The following is a 19,817-nucleotide window of genomic DNA, read 5'->3' as shown; positions in this document are numbered from 1 at the left end:
GGTCGCGTTGCCGCAGGCGGCGAAGGACGCTGCTGCCGACCTGGTGCAAAGGGCGGCTGACGGATTGCGCGGCGTGTACGCGCAGGTGACGGGGGTGCGGGTATGGGAGTGATGCGGATGCGCGACGAACGGGGCCAGATGACGGTCGAGCTTGCGGCGGCGTTTCCGGTGCTGATCATCGTCGCGGTCATCGCGGTGAACGCGCTCGCGTTCTTCTCGGAATGCGCCGCGTTCGACAACGTCTTCCGCGACGCGGTGCGCGTGCATGCGACGTCGCCTGCCGCGGGCCAGGGTATCGAGCAGAGCAGCGCCCTGGTGCAGACGGCGCTGTCTGCCGCGTTCGATGCGGAGAACGAGGCGGTGCGCGTGTCGGCGGAGGGGGTTTCGGGGGGCCATACGCGCTTCACGGGCACCTTGGAGTACATGCCCACGCTGTTCGGCCTGGGGTTGCGCTCGACGGTGTTCGGGATCCCCCTGCCGCCGCTGACGCATGCGGTCAGCATCGCGGTCGACTGCTACAAGCCGGGGGTGCTGCTGTGAGCGGGTCGACGGTAGGCGCCCGTCGCCGCAGGCGCGCTTGGGCGGTCGTGGCTGCGCTCGTTGCGGGGTGCGCGCTGGCGCTCGCGTTCGCGCAAGCAGATCGGCCGAGCGTGCTACACGAAGCGATGCGGACGACGGCCGAATCGAGCGGCGCCGGTCCTCCTGCGGGCTTCGAGGACGAAGCGTTGCGGCTCGAAGGACGACAGGACGTGCGGGTCGACGAGCGCAGCGGCGTGCTGGGCTTCACCCGCTCGGACGACGTTGCGGACGCGCTCGCTGCGATCGAGGGGGAGTTGCTCGCCAAAGGATGGAGCGGGGTGCGCAGCGGAAACGAAGGAAGCGAGTCGTTCGTGAAGGATGACGGCCGGTATCGATGGATGTTCGTCGCCTGCGTGGACGCAGGCGGATCGACCAGCGTCGTCGTGCGCTACACGATGGAGGAAGGAGCGTGACGTCATGGTGGAACCGAAAGATCCGTCGCTCGGTGCGTCTGGTCCCGAAGGGGACGCGCGCGTTGGGCGGCCGTTGCTGATAGCCGCACGCTTTCGCCGCAAGGCGAAGGGGCTGCTGTTCTCGCCCGAGCATGCCGGGGCGCTGCTGCTCGCGCCGTGCAACGACGTGCACACGGCGGGCATGCGCCATCGCCTCGACATCGCGTTCGTCGACGCGCAGGGGCTGGTGCTCGAAGCCCATCGCGACGTGGGGCCGTGCCGGAGGCTGCGCAACAAAAGCGCAGAGGCGGTTGTGGAGAGGTTCTCGTCCTGCGCGACCCCGTGGTTCACGGCGGGCGATCGCGTGGGAGTGGTTTGCATGAAAGGAGATCGGAAATGAAAACGTGTCCGACTTGCGGGGCTCGCGCGTTCGACGACGCCGAGGTGTGCTTCGGCTGCCTGCATCGCTACGAGGAGGAGCCCGTTCGTCCGAACGTCGCGATGCCGACGATGCCGTCGTCGCCTGGAACGGGGCACTGTCCGACGCTTCGTCCCAAGGCGGCTCCCGCTGAGCCGAAAGCGCCGCCGCGCGACGGGGCGGGGTGGACCGTTCGGTTCGAGTTGCCGGGATATGCGCCCGTGATGGAAGCGGACGGTCGGGAAGGCGGAGTGGTCGTGCGGTTCCAGCCGAGCGACGAGGCGGGAGGGGCTGGCGACGGCGGGCGGCGGGTTCCGCGCGGCACCCATGCGCGCGATGCGCCGTCGGAGAACCACGCGTCGGCGAGCGCGGCAGGCCGCTCGTGACGGCCCCGATCGCGCTCGTCCTCGCGGCCGGATGCGCGGGCGGGCTGATCGGCGCGTTCTTCGTGCCATGGTCGGCTTCCGTGCTCCTGGGACGCGCCTATCGCCGCGCTCGCTCGTGGTGGTGGGATTCGCTCGACGCCTATCGGGCGTTCAAGCAGGCGCATCCTCTCCGGGAGCCTTCGCCGCGCGCGGCGGGAGCCGAGGGGTCGCTCGGCCTGTGGCGGGCTCAGGCGCTGCGCGACGCCCAGGCGGGGAGCCTTCCCCGCGAGCGGCTGCAGGCGCTGATCGAGGCGGGATGCGCGGCTGGCGCGTCCGAGCCTTCGCGCAGCGAGGCCGATCAGGAAGCGCGCTGCTCGTTTCGAGCGAAACGATGGCATCGCTGCCTTGGCGCCCTCGTCGGAACGGTGTTCGGCTGCGCCGTCGCGTGGTGCGCAGGTTCGCCTCTGGTCGCGGCGGCGTTGGCGGTAGCGGCGACGGCCATGGCTGCGGCCGTGATATGCGATCTGCAGGCGAGGATCGTGCCGCTCGAGGCGTGCGCGGCCCTCGCGGCGGCGGGCGTCGTCTTCCAGGCGTCGACCGCGGGGCTTGAGGGCGTGCTGGCCGGTTGCGCCTTCGCCGTGTTCGCGGTGCTGTGCTGCCTCGCGCTGAACCGGCTGTTCGGAAGGACGGGGCGCACGCCCGTGGGCTACGGCGACGTGCGGTGCATGGCGGCGCTTTCGCTTGCCAGCGGCGTCGCGACGCCGCTGGGAGCGGCGCTTTGCTATGGCGGCGCGGCGGCGTTCTCGCTGGCGGGCATCGCCGCGGGAAAGCTCTCGTGGAGAAGCGGCATCCCGATGGCGCCGTTTCTTGCGGCATGGCTGGTCGGAGGCGCGTGCGCGTGCCTGCACGGTATGGGATGAATCGATGAAAAGGAGTTGAGCATGAACATGATCAAGAAAAACACGGCATCGAGATTGGACAAGGTCAGGGCGTTGCTCGTCGTGGGCGAGGAGGACGGCGGTTCCGAGATCGTGCAGACGGTCATCGTGCTGGGGTTCGCGGTGGGTTTGGGGGCTGCGCTGCTGTTGCTGCAGGGCAACATCCAAACCGCCATCACGAAAGCGGGAACCTCGGTGACCGACATGTTCTCGAAGATCACGTCCGGTGCGGCGTAAAGGACGCTCGGAACGGGGCGGCAGCGTCGTGGCGTTCGTCATCGCGCTGCCCCTGCTGCTCCTGTTCCTGTTCGCAGTGGTCGATCTGGGGCGCTCTGTGTTCCTGTCCATGGCGCTCGACGACGCAGCGCATGCGGTATGCGAGGCGGCATCGGGTCATCCTGCGGGCGATGTCGCGGAATCACAGCTGCGCGAGGCGGCTTTCGCTGCGGCGCCGGCGCTCGACCGCGACGATCTGCATCTGGACGTCTCGGTTCGCTATGGCGAGTTCGAGGATCGCCCTTACGAGCATCGGTTCTACAACGAGAGGACGGATGCGTACGACGAACGAACGTCGTTCGCCCGATCGCGGCCGGTCGAGGTCTCGCTCGTGCTCGAGGGCGCGTACCTCACGCCGCTCGGCGCGGGGCTGTCGAGCGGAGGCGAGGGATCCGGTCGGTTCGCGTTCCGCGCCCAGGTTCGCGGCGCGGCCGACGCAACGGTGGAAGGAGGCGCGTGGTGATGAGGGGCGAGCGGGGAAGCGAAGTGGTCCAGTTCGTGATCGTGCTGCCGCTGCTGTTGGCGGTGGTGTTCTCGATCGTGCAGCTTGCGGGCATGACGCTTGCGGCCAGCCAGCTGTCGTCCGAGATCACGCGCGCGTGCCGCCAGCTCGATGCCGCGGGGTTCGAGCTGGCGGCGAACAAGGAGCGGTTCATCGAAGAGGGCATCCTGGGCGCGTCGACCCAGCTCGACCCCGCTCGCCTGCATGTGGAGCACGTCAGCTGGACGAGCGAGCGGACGAAGCGGGAGCAGCCCGTGCGCGACGGAGGAGCCATCGAAGAGCAGTCCACGGTGATCGAGGCATCGTACGACGTGAGCTATCTGCTGCCCGCCGTCGCCGATCTGCCCGGTCTGGCGGGCCGCGTGCTGAAGCGTCACGTGCGCTGCTCGTTCGTGGATGGGCGTGCGATAGAGATCAGGCAGGAGGGGCTATGAACGCAAGTGATCGTCGGGACGAGCGCGGATCCGCGCTGCCGCTCGTTCTTGTGGCGGCTCTCGCGCTGTTCGCCGTGTTGGCGTTCTCCGTCGATCAGGGCATCGCCTACGCGGCGAAGGCGCGCCAAGAGAACGCGCTCGATGCGGCGCGGGCAGCCTGCATGGACGCATCGTTCGCGCTCGTGGCGAAAAACGCGGACGATCCGGGCCGCATGGTGGCCGACCGCGTCGTCCGCACCGCGCGCGATGCGGGGTTCGAGGGGAAGGCGTCCGTGTGGTTCTACGAAACGCCGGAGGCGAGAGCCTCTTCGACGGAGCGCCACTGGGTCGTCGGGATGCAGTTCGAGGAGGAGTCGCCCACGGTGTTCGCGCGCGGGTACGGCATCGAAGGGCTGCCGGTGGCGTCGTACCGGGTGCTGACGGCGATGCCCTATGCCGGGGAAAAGGTGTGGCGGCCGGAAACGAGGCGCTGCGGACGATACGACTACCCGGCGGGAGCGACTGCGGACTCATGGACGTACGAGGCGCTGAACTCGCTCGACGCCTTTCCGGCGGAGCTTGCCGAAGCGGCGCGGGCGACGTTGGCCGAGAGCGGGAAATAGGCCGGTTCGATCCGGCGGAAACGAGAGAGAGGAACCGATTATGGTGATGGGCGGCAACGGCGGTGATGCGACGGCGTGGGGCGGAGGCTTCGCAGCGCGGGCTTCGCGGCGTGAAACGGACGAAGGCCCGGCGGCTGGAAGCGTCGGAGGAGGCCGAACGGGATACGGGACGCCTCGGGGAGGCGCGTCGGCTGCAGCGTCGATGCCGGCTGCAGCGGCGGATCGCGCGAAGCCTGCGATGCCCAAGCCGCGGAAAGGGGATACCGTCCGGGTCAAACGGCTGGCGACGATCGTCGCCGCCTCGGTAGCGTTGACGGCGGTGTCGGTTTCGTACGGCGTATGGTCCGCCGCCGCGTCGCGCGCGGCGGTGGAGCACGCCACGGCCGGCGCGCTCCCCACGCTGGTGGCTGCCGCGGACATCCGCGCGGGCGACGCTATCACGGCCGAGGCCGTTACCGTGCAGGACGTTCCCGCGACGTACCGGGCGGCTTCGGCGCTCGGCGGCGAGGCGCTCGATGCCGAGGGGCTCGCTGCGGGAGGGCGTGCGATCGTCGATATCCCGGCGGGAACGCAGCTGTCCTCGTCGTTCGTGACGGGGATGGGAGGCGATCGCCTCTCGGCCGAGCTGGGAGCGGGCTTGCAGGCGGTGACGCTCGCGGTGGACGTGGAGACCGGGCTCGCGGGCCACGTGCGGCCCTACGACACGGTGCGCATCGTGTCTGCGGAGGGCGCGTCGGCGGGCGAGGCGTTCCTCGAGACGGTGTGCGAGCGTGCCCGCGTCGTTGCGGTGGGCGACGATGCAACCGGCGTGCAGAGCGGTTCCGCCTCCGTCACGGTGGAAGTGTCGCCCGAGGAAGCTGACGCGGTGCGCGAAGCCCAGTTCGCAGGGAGGGTCAGCCTCGTTCTCGTGGCTGCCGACGATGCGTTCGAGGAGGTGGGCGCCGATGGACAGGACGACTGAGCGCGCGCTCAAGAGAGCCGTGCGCGACGAGGCGGCCGTGCGGTTGCGCGGCGATGCCGTCGGCTCTGACGCGGTCGAGGCGCTCATCCGCCGGCTCGTGGAGGAGATTGCGAGCGAGTCGGGCATTTCGCTACCCCCGTACGAGTTCGAGGGGCTTGCGAGTGCGATGATCGACGACTTTCTCCGCTACGGGCCGCTCCAGCGACTGCTGGAGGACGAATCCGTCACCGAGATCATGGTCAACGGCGGCGGCATCGATCTGGACGATCCGGCGCTGCCTTTTCGCGCCCCCATCGTGTACGTGGAGCGTGCCGGGCGCATCGAGTACCGTCCCGATGTGGAGTTCGACGATGCGGAGCACGTGCGTCGCATCATCAACAAGATCGCCGAACAGTCGGGCAAGCGATGCGACGACGCGCACGCCATGGGCTGCGCGATGCTGCCGGGAGGCCGGGCGCGCGCCACCTACGTGGTGCCGCCTATCGCGCCGGACGGGCCGGCGCTCAACGTGCGCACGTTCTCGTCGAGCATGCTGGGCATGGAGGATCTCGTGCGCATGGGTATGCTGACCGACGGGATGGCGCAGTTCCTTCGCGCGGCGGTGCAGGCGCGCTGCCCGCTTGTGATATCGGGAGGCACCGGATCGGGCAAGACCACCCTCTTGGGCGCTCTCTCTGGGTTCATCCCTCCCGACGAGCGGGTGATCACCATCGAGGACACGCCCGAGCTGCGCCTGCAAACGCCGCATGTGGAGCGGATGCAGACGCGCGAGGCGAACACGGAGGGCGAGGGATCGGTGAGCATGCGCGAGCTGGTGGCGTTGTCGCTGCGTCGTCGTCCCGATCGCATCATCGTCGGCGAGTGCCGCGGCGCGGAGGCGTACGACATGCTGCAGGCGATGCAGACCGATCATCCGGGCTCGATGACGACGGTGCATGCCAACGATCCGGGAAACGCCATCAGCCGTTTGCGTACGATGGTGGGCTACGCCGACGGCGACCTCAGCCGCGACGTCATCGTCCAGCAGATTGCCGAGTCGTTGCAGGGCGGCCTCGTCGTGCACGTCGAACGCATGCAAGACGGGGCCCGCCGAGTGACCAGCATCGTGGCGATCGATCCGCTTCCCGAAGGGAGCCTCGTCATCCCGCGTGCCGAGCTGTTCGTTTTCGACGTCGAGGGCGTCGATGCGTACGGCGCCGTCGCGGGCGAGTGGCGCGCGTGCGGCGTGCAGCCCCAGCGCATCAAGGAGCGCATGCGCGCATCGGGCGTATGGTACGACCCCGCTTGGTTTTTCGATCGATGAGGAGGGCTGAAGCATGATAGGACTCGTGTTGCCTTGGGCGCTGGTGGCGGCATGCGCTGCAGCAGGCGCTTGGGCGTACGCGCTCGTGCGGCAGGAGCGCGCGGCGTATCGCGGTCGGGTGCTGAGCGATCGCGGTCTCTACGAAGCGGGCGAAGCCGCCGCGACGGAACGGAAGAAGCCGAAGCTTCCGAGGCTCGCCCGCGCGCTGCATGAAGCGGGGGTCGAGACACCGGCTGCGAACTGGGCGGCGGGCGTCGCGGCTATCGCCTTCGTCTCGCTTTCGCTTGCCGCGGCGTTGACGGGAGATCCGGGGATCGGGGCGGTCGTCGGCGCTGCGGCCCTCGCGACGGCGGGCGTGCGGCTGCATGTGCGGCGCTTACGGCGCAGGGAGCTGCTCGACCGGCAGCTCGCCCGCGCGCTTCCCCAGATCGCGGCCAGCGTGCGCAGCTCGCTCACGCTCGAGCGCGCGCTGCGCACGGCCGCGTCGCACGTCGAGGACCCGCTTCGCGAAGAGCTCGCCCGCGTGCTGGCCGACACGGCGTACGGGACGACGCTCGCGATGGCGTTCGAGCGCATGGCGCGCCGAACCGACAGCCCCGACGTGCGCTCGCTCGCCGCAGCCGTCAGGATTCAGCAGCGGTTCGGCGGTGCGGTCGCGCCCGTGCTCGACCTGATCGCCGCGCATGCTGCAGCGCGGCTGCGCACGTCGCGCGAACTGAAGACCGAGCTTGCGGGCACGCGCTTGGCGAAATGGTTCGTCGCGCTCGCCATGCCGGCGATCTTTTTCATCATGTTCGCGACGAATGCCGACTTCTCGCAGTTCTATCGGGAACAGCCGCTTGGTTGGATCGTGCTGGGTGTCGCGGGGTGCTCGGAGGCGTTCGGGCTGTTCGCCTGCCAGCGCATCACGGCGATGGATCGGAGCCGAAGGTGATCGCGGGCGGAGCGGGCGCGGCGGTTTGCGCGATGCTCGTTCTGGGGGCGATAGGCGGGCTCGCCGCTTACGAAGCGTTCGTGCGCTACGCGGCTCCCGCGCGTCGCGACGTCGTCGCGCCATCGTCGGCGAGCGCCTCGAAGGATGGCCACCGTGCGGGCGGCGCGTCGCGGCGCCGTCGTGCAACCGAGGCTTTCGGTGCGTTCGCTGCGTTTCTCGATAAACGCGTTCCGCTCACGCGCGCCGACGTCGAATCGAGCCGCGATCGTTTGAGCAGGGCGGGCGTGGAGCTTGAACCGGAAACATGGAGGAGCATCCGTGTCGTGTCCGCGTTGGGATGCGCGGGGCTTGCAGGGGTCGCCGCCGCGGGCATGGGCTTCGAACCGCCCGCGTTCGCGGGCGCGGCAGCTTGCTGCGCGGCATGCGGCTGGATGGCTCCGTCCTGGGCGCTATCGCGAAGGGAGCGCAACCGAAGGAGGGCGATCGAACTCGCGTTGCCCGACGCGATGGAGCTGCTCGGCATCGCCATCGCGGCAGGCTCTCCGATCGAGCAATGCTTCCGCGAGGTCGCGGAAAGCATGGACGGCCCCCTGGCACGGGAATTCTCGCTCGTCGACAGGGAGGTGAACCTGCTGGGCCGTTCGCGCGAGGAGGCGCTTGAGCACCTGGGGCAGCGGTGCCGCAGCCAGGACGTCAGCGCATTCACCGCCCAGCTGATGCAGGCGGTCAGCCAGGGGTCGTCCTTGACGGAGGGTCTAGCTGTCCAAGCGGCGCTGGCGCGCGAGACGGCGCAAGCGGAGGCGATGGAGCGCATCCGCAAGATGCCGACGAAGCTCGATATCGTGCTGTCGCTGTGCTTTCTGCCGCCCACGGTCGCGCTCGTCGTGGTTCCGACGGTGGTCAATCTGCTGAACTTCTTGAACGATTCGATGGGATGAGGGGGCTTTCGTGAGACGAGCGAACAAAGGGATGGATCCTGAAAGGCGGGTCGTCTGCGGCATCGCGGCCGTCGTTGCGGTCGTGGTGGCGTCCGTCGCGTTCTTCGGCTGGAGGGCGTGCGGGCGCTCCGTCGATGCCGTAGGCGTCGACGGAGCTGCGATCGAACTGAAGGTTAACTTGCGATGCGACGGCTGGTCGTCCGAGAACACCGGGCTGGGAGTGTTCGTGTCGGGTACGCAGATCGACGGGGCGACCTGCGACGAGCAACTCGTGTTCGAGGGGTCGGGCGTGCAGACCGCCTACCTCGGCGCGGGTTCGTACGAGATCGTCCCGCAGCTCCCGTCGCTCATGTTGCGCGACGGCACCGTGCTCGCCGCAGGCGATGCGGTCGCGCGCGACTACGGCGAGGGCTCTTCCGCAGCCGACGATCTCGAGATCGCGTACGCGGCGATCGACGCGCGCGACCTGTCCGAGGACGAGTTGCGCGCCGTCGCCGATTGCAGCTTCGTCTTCGAGGACGATGCGAACGCGGCGTTCGAGCGCGCTTTGGAGCGGAAGAGCGGGGAGGCGGACCATGAAGCGTGAGGTGCATCGCGTGGTGCGCACGCTGTTGGCCGCCGCCGTGCTTTTGGGAGCCAGCTTCGGCCTCGCCGCCCTGGAGACGGGCGAGGCGTTCGCGTACTCGTATAGGACCACGGATACAAAGACCATCTACAATCGAGCTTGGATCAGAGCGGACGCATCAGCGAACTACCTCGAGCTCATCGGCTCCGATCCCATCGGACCGCGCTTCGACATGCCCAGTTGGAACGCCCCCGGCGGCATCCATTCTCGCATCGAGGCGTATCGGTTCGCCGTATGGAGCGCCGCGAACGGTCAGGACGACCTTGTCTGGTACACCGGCGACAACGGTCGCTGGACGCGAGCGGGCGCCGTGATGGGAAGCGGCAAGCTCGACGGCAGCGGCAACGGCAACGGGTTCGGGTGCATCGCCACCTACGGTTACGGATGGGGAGGCTCCGTCATATCGAAGCACGGCGGGTTCGATGCGCTCATGTACTGCCATGTATACCTTCTGAATACGGACTACGGCTTGAATTGCTACGGGTCCGTTGATTTCTGGCCGCGCGTCAAAATACAGTACGACGCGAACGGCGGAAGCGGCGCGCCGGCTGCGCACTACAAGTACATCGGCACCACGGCGAACATCTCGTCGCAGAAGCCCACAAGGACGGGTTACACGTTCGAGGGGTGGTCGACGACGAAAAACGGCGCGGTGAACATCGCACCCGGCCAGAAGATTGGATACGAAGACTGGAACCTTCTGCAGTGCAGCAACATCCCGCACGATTGGGCGGGAAGCAGCCCGACGGCGTTCTTCCGCGACGAGGCTGCTGGGCAGCCGTCGCCTTCGGGGTCGAACATCATCCCGCTGTACGCAGTGTGGAAGCCGATATCCTACACCGTGTCCTACAACGGCAACGGCGCGACGGGCGGCAGCACCGCGTCGTCGTCGCACGTGTACGACGCGGCGCGCTCTCTCACGGCGAACGGTTTCCGACGCAGCTACACGCTCACCTGCGACGCGCAGGGAGGCTCGGCAGGCGTGAAGCGGCTGGACTGCACTTGGGGCTGGAAGTCATGGAACGAGCGTGCCGACGGAACCGGCTCGTCGTACGGGAACAAGGCCTCCGTCAAGAACCTTCGCGCGACGACGGGAACGACGAACCTCTACGCGCAATGGGACGAGGGTTACGTCGAGCTTCCCGATCCGGGGACGAAATCCGATTGCACGTTCAAGGGGTGGTACGACGCTCCTTCGGGCGGGTCGTTGATCGGCAAGACGGGCGATCGGGTTTCCGTCGCGTCGAGCACGACCTACTATGCGCGATGGCAGCCGTATGCGCGCATCGCCTACTACGCCGACGGAGCCGACGGGGCGGTGTTCTCGGAGTCAGTCGAGGCGGGATGCGCGTATCGGTCGAACAGCCAGGCGACGGCCCAGGCGACGAAGGCCGATTGCGCGGGTTTCGACGGCTGGTACCTCGACGCCGCGTGCACCCGGCCCTTCGCCGAAGGCTCGATCGTGCCCGAGGCGGGTCTCTCGCTGTACGGACGCAACCGCGTGACGGTTTCGTACGCCCTGACCGATCGCACCGTCGCGTTGTTCGCCGACCGAGAGCTTTTCGCTGACGAGGCGCGGCTCGAGCCGCTCGCCCGCATAGAGCCGCCTCCGTCGCGCGAGCTGTTCTACGGCGATCGCCTTTCGTTCGATCGGGGGAGCAGCGTGTGGTTCCAGCAGCACGACCGCATGCGCGAGGCAACGTGCGAGGCGGGCGCCTACCCGACGGCCGCAGGCGAGGGCGCTCCCGCCCGATCGGCCCGCATCACCGGCAACACTGTTGCGTACCTGCAATGGTCGGTTCCCGTGTACGACGGCATCGCGCTTTCCTAAACCTTACGCTTGCGTAATACTAACGTTGGAGTTATAGTTCGAGAGGAGCAGATCGCATGCCGCCGAAACCGTTCGAGATATATCGTCGACTGCTCAGAGAGGGCTGGCAGGACGTCGGAGGAGGCAAAGGCTCTCATCGGAAGCTGAAGCGGGGAGACCGAACGATCATGCTGCCGCTTCGTCGGAAAGAGCTGCCGAAGGGATTATGGGAGAGCATCCGCAAAACCGCTCGGTGGCGCTGAGGTGTGAAAAAGCGCGAGAGAGGACGAACCATGCGTTACATGTATCCTGCGATTTTCACGGAGAACGAGTTGGACGGCTATAGCGTGCAGTTCGTCGATTTCGAGAACGGCTACACCTGCGGTGACGACATGGAAGATGCCGTCGCGATGGCTGCGGAAGTCCTCTGGCTCCTCATCGACGACTACCTGCAGCTCGACAAGCCTCTGCCGAAGCCGACGTACCCGATCGAGCACGAAGGCCTGCTGGTCGCTCTATCGGTCGACGTCGATACCGAGCGGGGCGTGCTGACCACGAAGATGGCGGCGCACCTGCTCGGCGTGAGCGATGCCCGCGTGCGCCAGATGATCTGCTCGGGCCAGCTTGCCGCCAAGAAGCAGGGCCGCGACAACTACGTGTACCTTTCCAGCGTGAAGGAGCGTCTGAACAACCCGCCGAAGCCGGGCCGCCCGCGCAAGAGCGACCGCCTCGAAAGCGTCGCGGAAACGGCTTCGTAGCGCGAGGGCTAGACTCCAGCAGTCAGGCAGGAACGTTCTCCCGGACCGATGGCGAGGGCGGGGCCCTCGCCATCGACCGACGCGGTTCCCGCCCTCGCTCGTGCGCCTACCCGTGCGTGGCGTGCGCCGCAGCGGCATTGCCCCCGGCTTCCGAGCTCTGCACGCGCAGCCGTCCCGCCACCAGCGCCACCGCGAATATCGCCGCCGTGAACAGCAGCATCACGCCCATGTTCTCCAGAATGGGTATCACCGCCTCCGGCGTGGCCGCGCCCATGTCGGCCGCTGCTTGCAGCGCGCCCGTGTACCAGTAGGCGGGCGAGAAGTGCGCCAGCATTTGCACGGACGGATCCAGCAGGTCGAACGATATCCAGGCGCCGCCCAGAAACGAGATCACCATGCCCAGGATGTTGCCCAAGGCGTTGCTGGCGAATTCTCCCACGCCCAGCTGACCCAGCAGGTAGCCCACCGAAAGCGGGATCGTGGCGAACACGAACGACGCCGCGACCATCAGCGCGAGCCCCGGACCGCTGATCATCGACGTAGCCTCATGGAACACGGTGAATCCCAAACAGATCGTCCACAGCCACACCGCCGTCATGACCAGCAGGCTGCTCGCCGCCAGCTGCAGCCCGTAGGACAGGGACGGCAGCGGCGACACGAGGTTGCGTCGGCGCAGATCGGTGCGGTTGAGCGTGGTCATCATCACGCCGACGCACACGATGATGGAGGCGAACAGGGTGTAGGTGCCCCATTGGAGGAAGAACACGAACCGCTGCGCCTCGGACGAGGTTCCGCCCACTTCCACGCTGTCCGTTTCCGCCGATTCGGCCATGGCCTCGGCTGCGTGCTGCACGATATCGCCCTGCGAAGCCGATCCTTCGAGGCCGGCGTACGCGCCCGCGATGCCCAGGTACGAATTCACCATCTGGTCCATCAGGCTGCCCTCGGTGGAGTAGAAGCTGTACACCGTCTCGAGCGTCGGCAGCTCGTCGCCGGTGCGCGCGGCTTCCACGAACGCGTCGCCGAACCCTTCCGGAACGATGAGGATGTACGAGCTCTGACCCTTGGCCACGGCGTCTTGCAACGCCATCTGGCTGTCTTCGATGGGAACTTCGATGCCCTGCTCCCGCAAGTAGGCCGCCAACCCGTCCGACAGCGCGCTTCCGTCGCGATCGATCACGGCGAACTTCGTCTCGTACGGCGAGAACTCGCTGTCGTTCGTGCCGCCGAACGTCAGGCCGCTTGCGATGAACACGCCCATCATGCTCAGGAAGCCGGCGTACACGATGAGGTACATCGGGTGCCGCAGCACCGTCTTGATCGCGGTTTTAAAGACTTGCATAGCGCTGCCTCCTTATGAACAGAGCCGACGCGGCGAACAGTACCGCAGCCATGGCCAGCAGGATCAGGATGTGCTCGATCGTGCGCTGGTAGGTGTCGTAGTACATGATGCTGTAGAACGCTTGGGATATCTGCACGGCCGGGTTGACCAGCTGCGCCGCGGGCACCGCCGCGTTCACGGTATCGGCCAGCTTCATCGTGGGCGAGCCGTACAGCCCGGCGAACAGCGAGGCGAAGCACACGATGCCGGACAGCATGCCGCCCTTCACGCTTTCGTCGATCTTCGGCAGCGAGCCCAGCAGCGTGCCGAACGCCGTCGCCGTCAAGGCCGCGGCGGCGATCACGGCGATGCATATCGCATCTCGTCCGCCGAAATCCACGCCGGCGACGAACCGGATGTACAGATACGCGATGGCGATGCAGGCGAACGTCAGCACCCAGCTGGCGGCCAGCGTCGCCGTCAGCGTCTTCGCGCGGCTGAGCGCTCCCACGGCGCGCCGCGCCCCCAGCGCGCTCAGGTTCGGCTGCGTGCGGCAGATAGCGATCATCCCGATCTGCCCACCGAACAGTGCCGCCATGCCCAGCAATGCGAAGAAGTAGCGCACGGATTCTTTGGGCGGGTTCTGCGTGACGTCGATCTTCTCGGTGAGATCGCCGGCGTCCAGCAGCTTTTCCACCGCCGCCATGTCGGCCAGCGCGGCGGGGTTCTCGGCGGCGACGTCTTCGATGAGCGCCGCGTTGCGCACGTATCCGTCGCCGATGGTCTTCAAGATGGACTGGTAGGCGCTGTCCAGCGAGTCGGGCGTGACCCCCGCCTTCACGTGCACGGTGGGCATGCCGTCGGCGTCAACCGTGAAATACCCGGCCGCTCCATCGCCCGAGATGTTGAAGTAGCCCGCTCCTGCGGCATCGTTTCCGCTCATGAGATCGCGCGCCTCCTGCTCGGTGGCTACGCGCGCCACGTCGAGCATCTGGTCGGCTCCCGGCTCCGCCAGCGTGTCGATCATCTCCGAGAACCCCGGCGCCGCGTCGTAGTTCTCGTCGGCCACCACCGCGGTGGGGATGGGCTCGAACTGCCCCGCCTCGTCCAGGTTCGCGAACATGAACACGAACATCGTGGACAGGATCAGGGGAAACGCCAGCGACCAGATGAACACGCTCTTCTCGCGCACCAGCGCGAGCAGTGCGCCTTTGAATACGTTGAACATGATGTCCGCCCCCTAATCGCGCAGCTCGGTGCCGGTGATCTCGAGGAACACGTCGTTCAGCGTCGGCGGCTCGGCGTAGATGCGCCCGAACTGCGCGCCGTCACGCTGCAGCACGGCCAGCACGTCGCTTACGTTGTGCGTGCCGTTCTGGCAAGCCAGTTCCAGCGTGCCTTCGCGGTAGAGCGTGCGGGTGACATGGGGCAACGCGTCCAGGCGCGCCAACGTGGCTTCGTCCAGCTCGGGCACGTCGATCTGGATCTTCTCGCCCGTGCCGATCATGGCCTTGAGCTCGGCGTTCGTGCCCGTGGCCAGCGCCTGGCCGTGGTCCATGATCATGATGCGCGTGCAGATCTCCTCGACTTCCTCCATGTAGTGGCTCGTGTACACCACGGTGGAGCCTTGGCGGTTCATATTCTGGATGCCTTCGAGGATGGCGTTGCGGCTTTGCGGGTCCACGGCCACGGTAGGCTCGTCGAAGAAGATGAGCTCGGGCTTGTGCGCGATGCCGCATGCGATGTTCAGGCGACGCAGCAGGCCGCCCGAGAGTTTCCGCGGGCGGAACTTCTCGTAGTCCTCCAGGCCGACGAACGCGATGGCCTCGTCAACAAGGTCGCGGCGCTTCGCGCGGTCGTTCACATACAGCGCGCAGAAGTAGTCGATGTTCTCGCGCACGGTCAGCTCCTCGAACACGGCCACGTTCTGCGGCACGATGCCGATCCTGCGCTTCAAATCGTAGCTGGACGGGCGCATGGTCTGGCCGAACAACTCGATAGTGCCCTTGTCGTAGGTCAGCAGCTGCAGGATGCAGTTGATGGCGGTGGTCTTGCCCGACCCGTTCGGTCCTAAAAGGCCGAACACTTCGCCCGATTCGATGTGCAGGCTGAAATGATCGAGCGCCAGCACCTCGTTGTAGCGCTTGACCAAGTTGTCGACGGCTACGATGTTCATGGTTCCTCCTCGTGGCGGTTCCGTTCCGCGATTTCGTTGTCGGCACCATCATGCCCCTGTAGCGGTTTCCACGTAAGTGTGCGGCGTCATCGGTCTCAACCGGAGCCATGACATTTGTCATGGACCTCGTCCGGTTCGTCATTTTGTCGCGTCCTCGTGCCGCGCTGCGCCTTGCCGCCCGCTATACTGATGGCCATGGATCGGGTTATCGACGAAATCATCCTCGTTGCGCTGTGCTTGCTGCTTTTGCCGTTCGCGGCGTTCTCCGGCGCGCATGTCGCGGCGCTCCTGTGCGCCATCGTGGTGGCGTGCTGCTTCGACGTGTACCCGCATGCGCGGCTTCGCTTCGCGGCGGCGGGCGCGTACGAGCTGGCGGCGCTGTTCGTCCCGGAGTTCTCCGCGTTGCTGCCGGTCGTCGCGTACGTGCTGTTCGGCGAGCGGTTCTGGCTCGTGCGGCTGTCCTGGATCATGCCGCTGGCGGCCGCGCTGCGCACCCAGGACGTTCTGCTCGTCCCCGCGGCCGTGCTGTGCGCGGCTGCCTGCCTCATGGCGTGGCGCACGAAACGCGCGGGCGAGGAGCGCGAGCGCTACCGCGCCCTGCGCGACGAGCAGCAGGAGGCGTCGCTGTCGCTTGCGAACAAGAACCGCGAGCTCATGGCCGCGCAGGACTACGAGGTGCGCTTGGCCACCCTGTCCGAGCGCAGCCGCATCGCCCGCGAGATACACGACAACGTGGGTCATCTGCTCACAAGATCGGTGCTGCAGGTGGAGGCGTTGCAAGTGGTGCACGCCGACGACGAGTGCGTTCGCGGCGGGCTGGCATCGGTGGGCGCGACGTTGCACGAGGCCATGGACACGGTGCGCAAAAGCGTGCACGACCTGCACGACGATGCGTTCGATCTACGCGCGCGTCTGGAAGGCGTCATCGGCGCCTGCGGCTTGGACGACGTGCGCCTCGTGTACGACGTCCAGGATGTGCCGCTTCCCGTCGCCTACGGCGTGGTGGCCGTCGTCCGCGAGGCGCTGTCGAACGTGGCGAAGCACAGCGACGCCACGCGCGTCGACGTGTCGGTCATCGAATACCCGGCTCTCTACCAGCTCATCGTGCAGGATAACGGTTCGCGCGACGGTGCACGTTCTACGGCGGTGGATGTCCCGACCGCGCAGGCCGGCATCGGTTTGCAGACGATGGAGGAGCGTGTGAGCTCGCTGGGCGGGCGCCTGCGCACCGGCTACCGCAAAGGCTTCCGCGTGTTCGCCACCGTGCCGAAAGAACCGTCGAAGGAGAAATCATGATCAGGACGCTTATCGTCGATGACGACCCGTTCGTTCGGATGTCGCTGCAGACCATCCTCGAAGCGCAGGACGACGTGGAGGTGTGCGCGCTCGGCGCCGACGGCGACGAGGCGGTCGAGCTGTTCGAGCGCGAACGGCCCGACGTGTTGCTCATGGACATCCAGATGCCGGGCTCCGATGGCCTCGGCGCGGCCGAGCGCATCCTGGGCGCGCACAAGCACGCGCGCATCGTGTTCCTCACCACGTTCTCCGACGATGAGTACATCGTGCGCGCCCTGCGCCTGGGGGCGAAGGGCTACCTCATCAAGCAGGAAGTGGCCACCATCGCGCCGGCCTTGCGCACGGTCATGGCCGGTCAGAGCGTGCTTGGCGGCGAGGTGCTTGATCGCATGGACGTCCTTATGAGTCGAGGACCCGCATGCGCGGAGAACGCGCCGGGCGGCGAGATGCGCAGCGGCCTCACCGAGCGCGAATCTGCCATCGTGGAGCTGGTGGCCGAGGGTCTCGATAACAAGGAGATCGCCGCCAGGCTGTACCTCAGCGAGGGCACGGTGCGCAACCACATCAGCGCCATCCTCCAGAAGCTCGATCTGAAGAATCGCACCCAGCTGGTCGTCCGCTACTACCGCGACCGCTGAATGAGACAGGGGAATGAGACAAAGGGACGGGGGCTACTTGAACGCCGCTTCGAACAGCTCCTCGGCTTCTTTCTGCAGCTTCTCTTCGATGGCGAGGTACGTATCCAAAAGCTTGTTGCCGGCTTCGGTCAGGTCGCTGCCGTGAGCGCCGTCGCGGTTCAGCAGCTGCAAGTCGAGCGCCGCCTCGGTGTCCTTGATGATGCGCCAGGCCTTGCTGTAGGCCATGCCCATGCCCTTGGCAGCGGCGTTGAGCGAGCCGGTTTCGCGCACGCCCAGGCACAGGCTGGCGATGCCGCGGCCGAACAGAGAGCCGCTTTCGGCATCCGGGTTCATGATGGAAAGCCTGATCGTCGGCTTCAGGTTCGCAAGGTCGCTCATGGGATTCCGTCCTTTGCTTGTTGCTTGCGCATGCATGCGCGTCAGTCGTCCAGGTGCTCGAGGAAACGCAGTGCCGCCGCCTCGATGTCGTTCGTGCCGCCGTCGATGACCTCGTCGAAGCGGATGGGAAGCGCGTCCAGCTCAGCCAGGCCGTGGGGGATGTCGTCGACGCCCGTCTCGCGCGCGATCAGCTCGTTCAGCTTGCAGCCCGACAGCGCGGCCACGTCGTCGGGCAGCGGCGCGCCAGGCTCGATGCCGTGCAGCGCGCGGTACACGTTGTCGCCGAACTTGGCCCAGTGCGCCGTGCTCGCGATGAGCACGGGGTTCTCGCCCCGAAGGTTCTCGGCGGTCTGGTAGGCCACGGCCGTGTGCGGGTCCAACAGGTAGCCGTGCTGCTCGAACACGCGCTTGATGGTGTCCAGGCACGTGGCGTTGTCGATGGAGTCCGACGCGAACAGCTCCCGCACGCGGGCGAAGGTCTCTTCGTCCACGCGGAAGCGGCGCTGCCCGCGCAGGTCGGCCATCCAGCCGGCTATGGCGGCGGCGTCGCGTCCCGTGAGCTCGAACAGCTGACGCTCCAGGTTCGACGAAACGAGGATGTCCATGGACGGCGAGGGCGTCAGCACGAAGGGGCGCTCGGATATGTCGTAGGTGCCCGTGTTGATGAAGTCGGTGAGCACGCGGTTCTCGTTGCTGGCGCAGTACAGCATGCCCAGCGGCACGCCCATGCGCTTGGCGTAGTAGGCGGCCAGGATGTTGCCGAAGTTGCCCGTGGGCACGCATACGTCCAGCTCGTCGCCCAGGTTCAGTTTGCCGTCGGCCGCCAGCTGCGCGTAGGCCGACACGTAGTACACGATCTGGGGCATGAGGCGCCCCCAGTTGATGGAGTTCGCGCTGGAAAGAGCGATGCGGTGCTCGTCCTGCAGCTTCTTCGCAAAGGCCTCGTCGCCGAACACGTTTTTCGCGCCCGTCTGGCAGTCGTCGAAGTTTCCGCGCACGCCCCATACCTGCACGTTGCGCCCGCGCTGCGTGGCCATCTGCTTGAACTGGATGTCGCTCACGCCGCCGTCGGGGTACATGACGCCGATGGACACGCCGTCCACGTCGCGGAAGCCCTCGAGCGCGGCTTTGCCCGTGTCTCCCGAGGTGGCTACCAGGATGAGGAAGTCGTGGTCGAGCTTGCCCTGCTCGCGCAGCTGGGCGGCGCTTGCGGAGAAGAAACGCGGCAGGCACTGCAGCGCCATGTCCTTGAACGCGCTCGTGGGGCCGTGCCATAGCTCCAGCACGTGGGTGTCGGCCGAAAGCGACGTGATGGGGCAGATGCGCTCGTCGTCGAAGTTGTCGCCGTAAGCCTGGGCCATAAGCGCTTCGACGGTTTCGGCGGGCAGATCCACGTCGAACGCCCGATAGATGCGCGCCGCGCGCTGGGCGTACGGCAGCTCGGCCAGCGCTCCGATCTCGTCGAGGGAAAGCTCGGGGATGCGTTCGGGCACGTACAAGCCGCCGCCCGCGGCCAGGCCGTCGATGACGGCTTCCGTAAAGGTGACGGGGCGCTCGCTTTGCCCGCGCGTGTCGGAGTAGAGGTTTTGAGCCATGTCCTGCACTTTCATCCGTGTTCCGCCGAACTGGTATCGCGTCTCAGTATACTATGCTGGGAATTGTCCCGGCGGCAGAATCGGCGGAGGATCTTCACGCAATTTGCAAGCGGCCGCGTTCCCGCCCTGCTTGCTCGACCTGGGTTTCCAGGCGCCTTCCGTTCCGTAACGAATCAACCTGCGCCCCGCTGCCGCGGCGAAGCCCGGTACGCTGAGCGTCGTATGCGTTACGGAAGCGAGGTGCAGACGATGGGCGAGCCCGCGAACAGAGGACGACGATCCTCCTCCGGCGGCATGATGATGCACGGAGTGAACCTCAAGCGGCGGTTCTTCGTGAGCCTCGTGCTGGCGGTTCCCATCCTGCTGCTGTCGTCGCCGATGGGGCTCGCGCTGCCCATCACGCTGTCGTTTCCCGGCTCGGACTGGCTCGTGGCCGCGCTGGCCACGGTGCTGTTCGTCTACGGCGGCTGGCCGTTTCTGCGCGGCGCGGCGGACGAGGTGCGCAACCGCAAGCCCGCCATGATGACGCTCGTGGCGCTCGGCATCACCACGGCCTACGTCTACAGCATGTACGCGTT

Annotated in this window: 24 protein-coding genes and 1 pseudogene; 20 read left to right on the top strand and 5 right to left on the bottom strand. The window is 67.0% G+C overall.

The window, feature by feature from the left end:
- The first annotated feature begins 117 nt into the window (after window positions 1–117).
- The 17 genes from ACMO6A_RS14525 to ACMO6A_RS14445 all read left to right on the top strand — a co-directional run bounded on the left by ACMO6A_RS14525 (window position 118) and on the right by ACMO6A_RS14445 (window position 11,835).
- Window positions 118–540, top strand: a complete 423-nt coding sequence (locus tag ACMO6A_RS14525) for a hypothetical protein (protein WP_227101175.1) — start codon at window positions 118–120, stop codon at window positions 538–540.
- 110 nt (window positions 541–650) lie between these two features.
- Window positions 651–992, top strand: coding sequence for a hypothetical protein (locus ACMO6A_RS14520; RefSeq protein ID WP_227111498.1), 342 nt, complete (start codon window positions 651–653; stop codon window positions 990–992).
- Between the two features lie 4 nt (window positions 993–996).
- The gene (locus ACMO6A_RS14515; protein WP_009306158.1) at window positions 997–1,371 is read left to right on the top strand and encodes a DUF192 domain-containing protein; all 375 of its coding nucleotides are present in this window, start codon (window positions 997–999) and stop codon (window positions 1,369–1,371) included.
- The gene (locus tag ACMO6A_RS14510) at window positions 1,368–1,775 is read left to right on the top strand and encodes a hypothetical protein (RefSeq protein ID WP_009306159.1); all 408 of its coding nucleotides are present in this window, start codon (window positions 1,368–1,370) and stop codon (window positions 1,773–1,775) included. The genes ACMO6A_RS14515 and ACMO6A_RS14510 overlap by 4 nt, the downstream gene beginning before the upstream one ends.
- On the top strand, window positions 1,772–2,674 hold the full coding sequence (locus ACMO6A_RS14505; RefSeq protein ID WP_009306160.1) for a prepilin peptidase: 903 nt from the start codon (window positions 1,772–1,774) through the stop codon (window positions 2,672–2,674). The genes ACMO6A_RS14510 and ACMO6A_RS14505 overlap by 4 nt, the downstream gene beginning before the upstream one ends.
- 21 nt (window positions 2,675–2,695) lie before the next feature.
- Complete coding sequence (locus tag ACMO6A_RS14500; RefSeq protein ID WP_009306161.1) at window positions 2,696–2,929, top strand: hypothetical protein; 234 nt, start codon at window positions 2,696–2,698, stop codon at window positions 2,927–2,929.
- A gap of 28 nt (window positions 2,930–2,957) precedes the next feature.
- Window positions 2,958–3,431 carry a TadE/TadG family type IV pilus assembly protein gene (locus tag ACMO6A_RS14495; protein ID WP_021410848.1) on the top strand — a complete coding sequence of 158 codons (474 nt, stop codon included), beginning with the start codon at window positions 2,958–2,960 and terminating at the stop codon, window positions 3,429–3,431.
- Complete coding sequence (locus tag ACMO6A_RS14490) at window positions 3,431–3,904, top strand: TadE/TadG family type IV pilus assembly protein (RefSeq protein WP_009306163.1); 474 nt, start codon at window positions 3,431–3,433, stop codon at window positions 3,902–3,904. The genes ACMO6A_RS14495 and ACMO6A_RS14490 overlap by 1 nt, the downstream gene beginning before the upstream one ends.
- Entirely contained in the window at window positions 3,901–4,506 is a 606-nt protein-coding gene (locus tag ACMO6A_RS14485) for a hypothetical protein (protein ID WP_009306164.1), read from the top strand. Before ACMO6A_RS14490 ends, ACMO6A_RS14485 begins: the two co-directional genes overlap by 4 nt.
- Window positions 4,507–4,744: 238 nt before the next feature.
- Window positions 4,745–5,467, top strand: coding sequence for a Flp pilus assembly protein CpaB (gene cpaB, locus ACMO6A_RS14480; protein WP_226844560.1), 723 nt, complete (start codon window positions 4,745–4,747; stop codon window positions 5,465–5,467).
- Window positions 5,451–6,770, top strand: coding sequence for a CpaF family protein (locus ACMO6A_RS14475; RefSeq protein ID WP_009306166.1), 1,320 nt, complete (start codon window positions 5,451–5,453; stop codon window positions 6,768–6,770). The genes cpaB and ACMO6A_RS14475 overlap by 17 nt, the downstream gene beginning before the upstream one ends.
- Before the next feature lie 85 nt (window positions 6,771–6,855).
- On the top strand, window positions 6,856–7,704 hold the full coding sequence (locus ACMO6A_RS14470) for a type II secretion system F family protein (protein WP_231566051.1): 849 nt from the start codon (window positions 6,856–6,858) through the stop codon (window positions 7,702–7,704).
- Window positions 7,701–8,642 (top strand): type II secretion system F family protein, encoded by a 942-nt coding sequence (locus ACMO6A_RS14465; protein ID WP_009608092.1) that lies wholly within the window; start codon window positions 7,701–7,703, stop codon window positions 8,640–8,642. The genes ACMO6A_RS14470 and ACMO6A_RS14465 overlap by 4 nt, the downstream gene beginning before the upstream one ends.
- Before the next feature lie 10 nt (window positions 8,643–8,652).
- Entirely contained in the window at window positions 8,653–9,228 is a 576-nt protein-coding gene (locus tag ACMO6A_RS14460) for a hypothetical protein (protein WP_226844565.1), read from the top strand.
- The gene (locus ACMO6A_RS14455; protein WP_009608183.1) at window positions 9,218–11,098 is read left to right on the top strand and encodes an InlB B-repeat-containing protein; all 1,881 of its coding nucleotides are present in this window, start codon (window positions 9,218–9,220) and stop codon (window positions 11,096–11,098) included. Before ACMO6A_RS14460 ends, ACMO6A_RS14455 begins: the two co-directional genes overlap by 11 nt.
- Window positions 11,099–11,154: 56 nt before the next feature.
- Window positions 11,155–11,340: a type II toxin-antitoxin system HicA family toxin gene (locus tag ACMO6A_RS14450; protein WP_009306170.1), complete on the top strand. Its 186-nt coding sequence runs from the start codon at window positions 11,155–11,157 to the stop codon at window positions 11,338–11,340.
- A 30-nt stretch (window positions 11,341–11,370) separates the two neighbouring features.
- Window positions 11,371–11,835, top strand: a complete 465-nt coding sequence (locus ACMO6A_RS14445) for a type II toxin-antitoxin system HicB family antitoxin (RefSeq protein WP_009306171.1) — start codon at window positions 11,371–11,373, stop codon at window positions 11,833–11,835.
- A 106-nt stretch (window positions 11,836–11,941) separates the two neighbouring features.
- On the opposite strand, the gene ACMO6A_RS14440 is transcribed toward ACMO6A_RS14445, so the two are convergent.
- The 3 genes from ACMO6A_RS14440 to ACMO6A_RS14430 are packed head-to-tail and all read right to left on the bottom strand — an operon-like array spanning window position 11,942 to window position 15,332.
- Entirely contained in the window at window positions 11,942–13,177 is a 1,236-nt protein-coding gene (locus tag ACMO6A_RS14440; protein WP_009306172.1) for an ABC transporter permease, read from the bottom strand.
- Complete coding sequence (locus ACMO6A_RS14435) at window positions 13,164–14,384, bottom strand: ABC transporter permease (protein WP_009306173.1); 1,221 nt, start codon at window positions 14,382–14,384, stop codon at window positions 13,164–13,166. Before ACMO6A_RS14435 ends, ACMO6A_RS14440 begins: the two co-directional genes overlap by 14 nt.
- 12 nt (window positions 14,385–14,396) lie before the next feature.
- A complete protein-coding gene (locus ACMO6A_RS14430; RefSeq protein ID WP_009306174.1) occupies window positions 14,397–15,332 on the bottom strand; it encodes an ABC transporter ATP-binding protein in 936 nt (311 codons plus the stop codon).
- 195 nt (window positions 15,333–15,527) lie between these two features.
- Between ACMO6A_RS14430 and ACMO6A_RS14425 the strand changes: the two genes are divergently transcribed.
- Together ACMO6A_RS14425 and ACMO6A_RS14420 are read left to right on the top strand one after the other, a co-directional pair.
- The gene (locus tag ACMO6A_RS14425; protein WP_009608067.1) at window positions 15,528–16,628 is read left to right on the top strand and encodes a sensor histidine kinase; all 1,101 of its coding nucleotides are present in this window, start codon (window positions 15,528–15,530) and stop codon (window positions 16,626–16,628) included.
- Window positions 16,625–17,266 (top strand): response regulator transcription factor, encoded by a 642-nt coding sequence (locus tag ACMO6A_RS14420; RefSeq protein WP_009306176.1) that lies wholly within the window; start codon window positions 16,625–16,627, stop codon window positions 17,264–17,266. Before ACMO6A_RS14425 ends, ACMO6A_RS14420 begins: the two co-directional genes overlap by 4 nt.
- A 33-nt stretch (window positions 17,267–17,299) precedes the next feature.
- On the opposite strand, the gene ACMO6A_RS14415 is transcribed toward ACMO6A_RS14420, so the two are convergent.
- Together ACMO6A_RS14415 and thrC are read right to left on the bottom strand one after the other, a co-directional pair.
- Window positions 17,300–17,644 (bottom strand): winged helix-turn-helix domain-containing protein, encoded by a 345-nt coding sequence (locus ACMO6A_RS14415; protein WP_009306177.1) that lies wholly within the window; start codon window positions 17,642–17,644, stop codon window positions 17,300–17,302.
- Window positions 17,645–17,685: 41 nt separating this feature from the next.
- On the bottom strand, window positions 17,686–19,239 hold the full coding sequence (gene thrC / locus ACMO6A_RS14410) for a threonine synthase (RefSeq protein WP_226844571.1): 1,554 nt from the start codon (window positions 19,237–19,239) through the stop codon (window positions 17,686–17,688).
- Window positions 19,240–19,461: 222 nt separating this feature from the next.
- On the opposite strand from thrC, the pseudogene ACMO6A_RS14405 reads away from it, so the two are divergent.
- Window positions 19,462–19,817: pseudogene (locus tag ACMO6A_RS14405) on the top strand (heavy metal translocating P-type ATPase); the annotation flags it as partial.

It is taken from the genome of Eggerthella sp. (genome assembly GCF_048329335.1).
In the GTDB taxonomy this organism is placed as follows: domain Bacteria; phylum Actinomycetota; class Coriobacteriia; order Coriobacteriales; family Eggerthellaceae; genus Eggerthella; species Eggerthella lenta.
The sequence above is the reverse complement of the archived record's forward strand: the minus strand, read 5'-3'. Positions and strand labels throughout refer to the sequence as shown.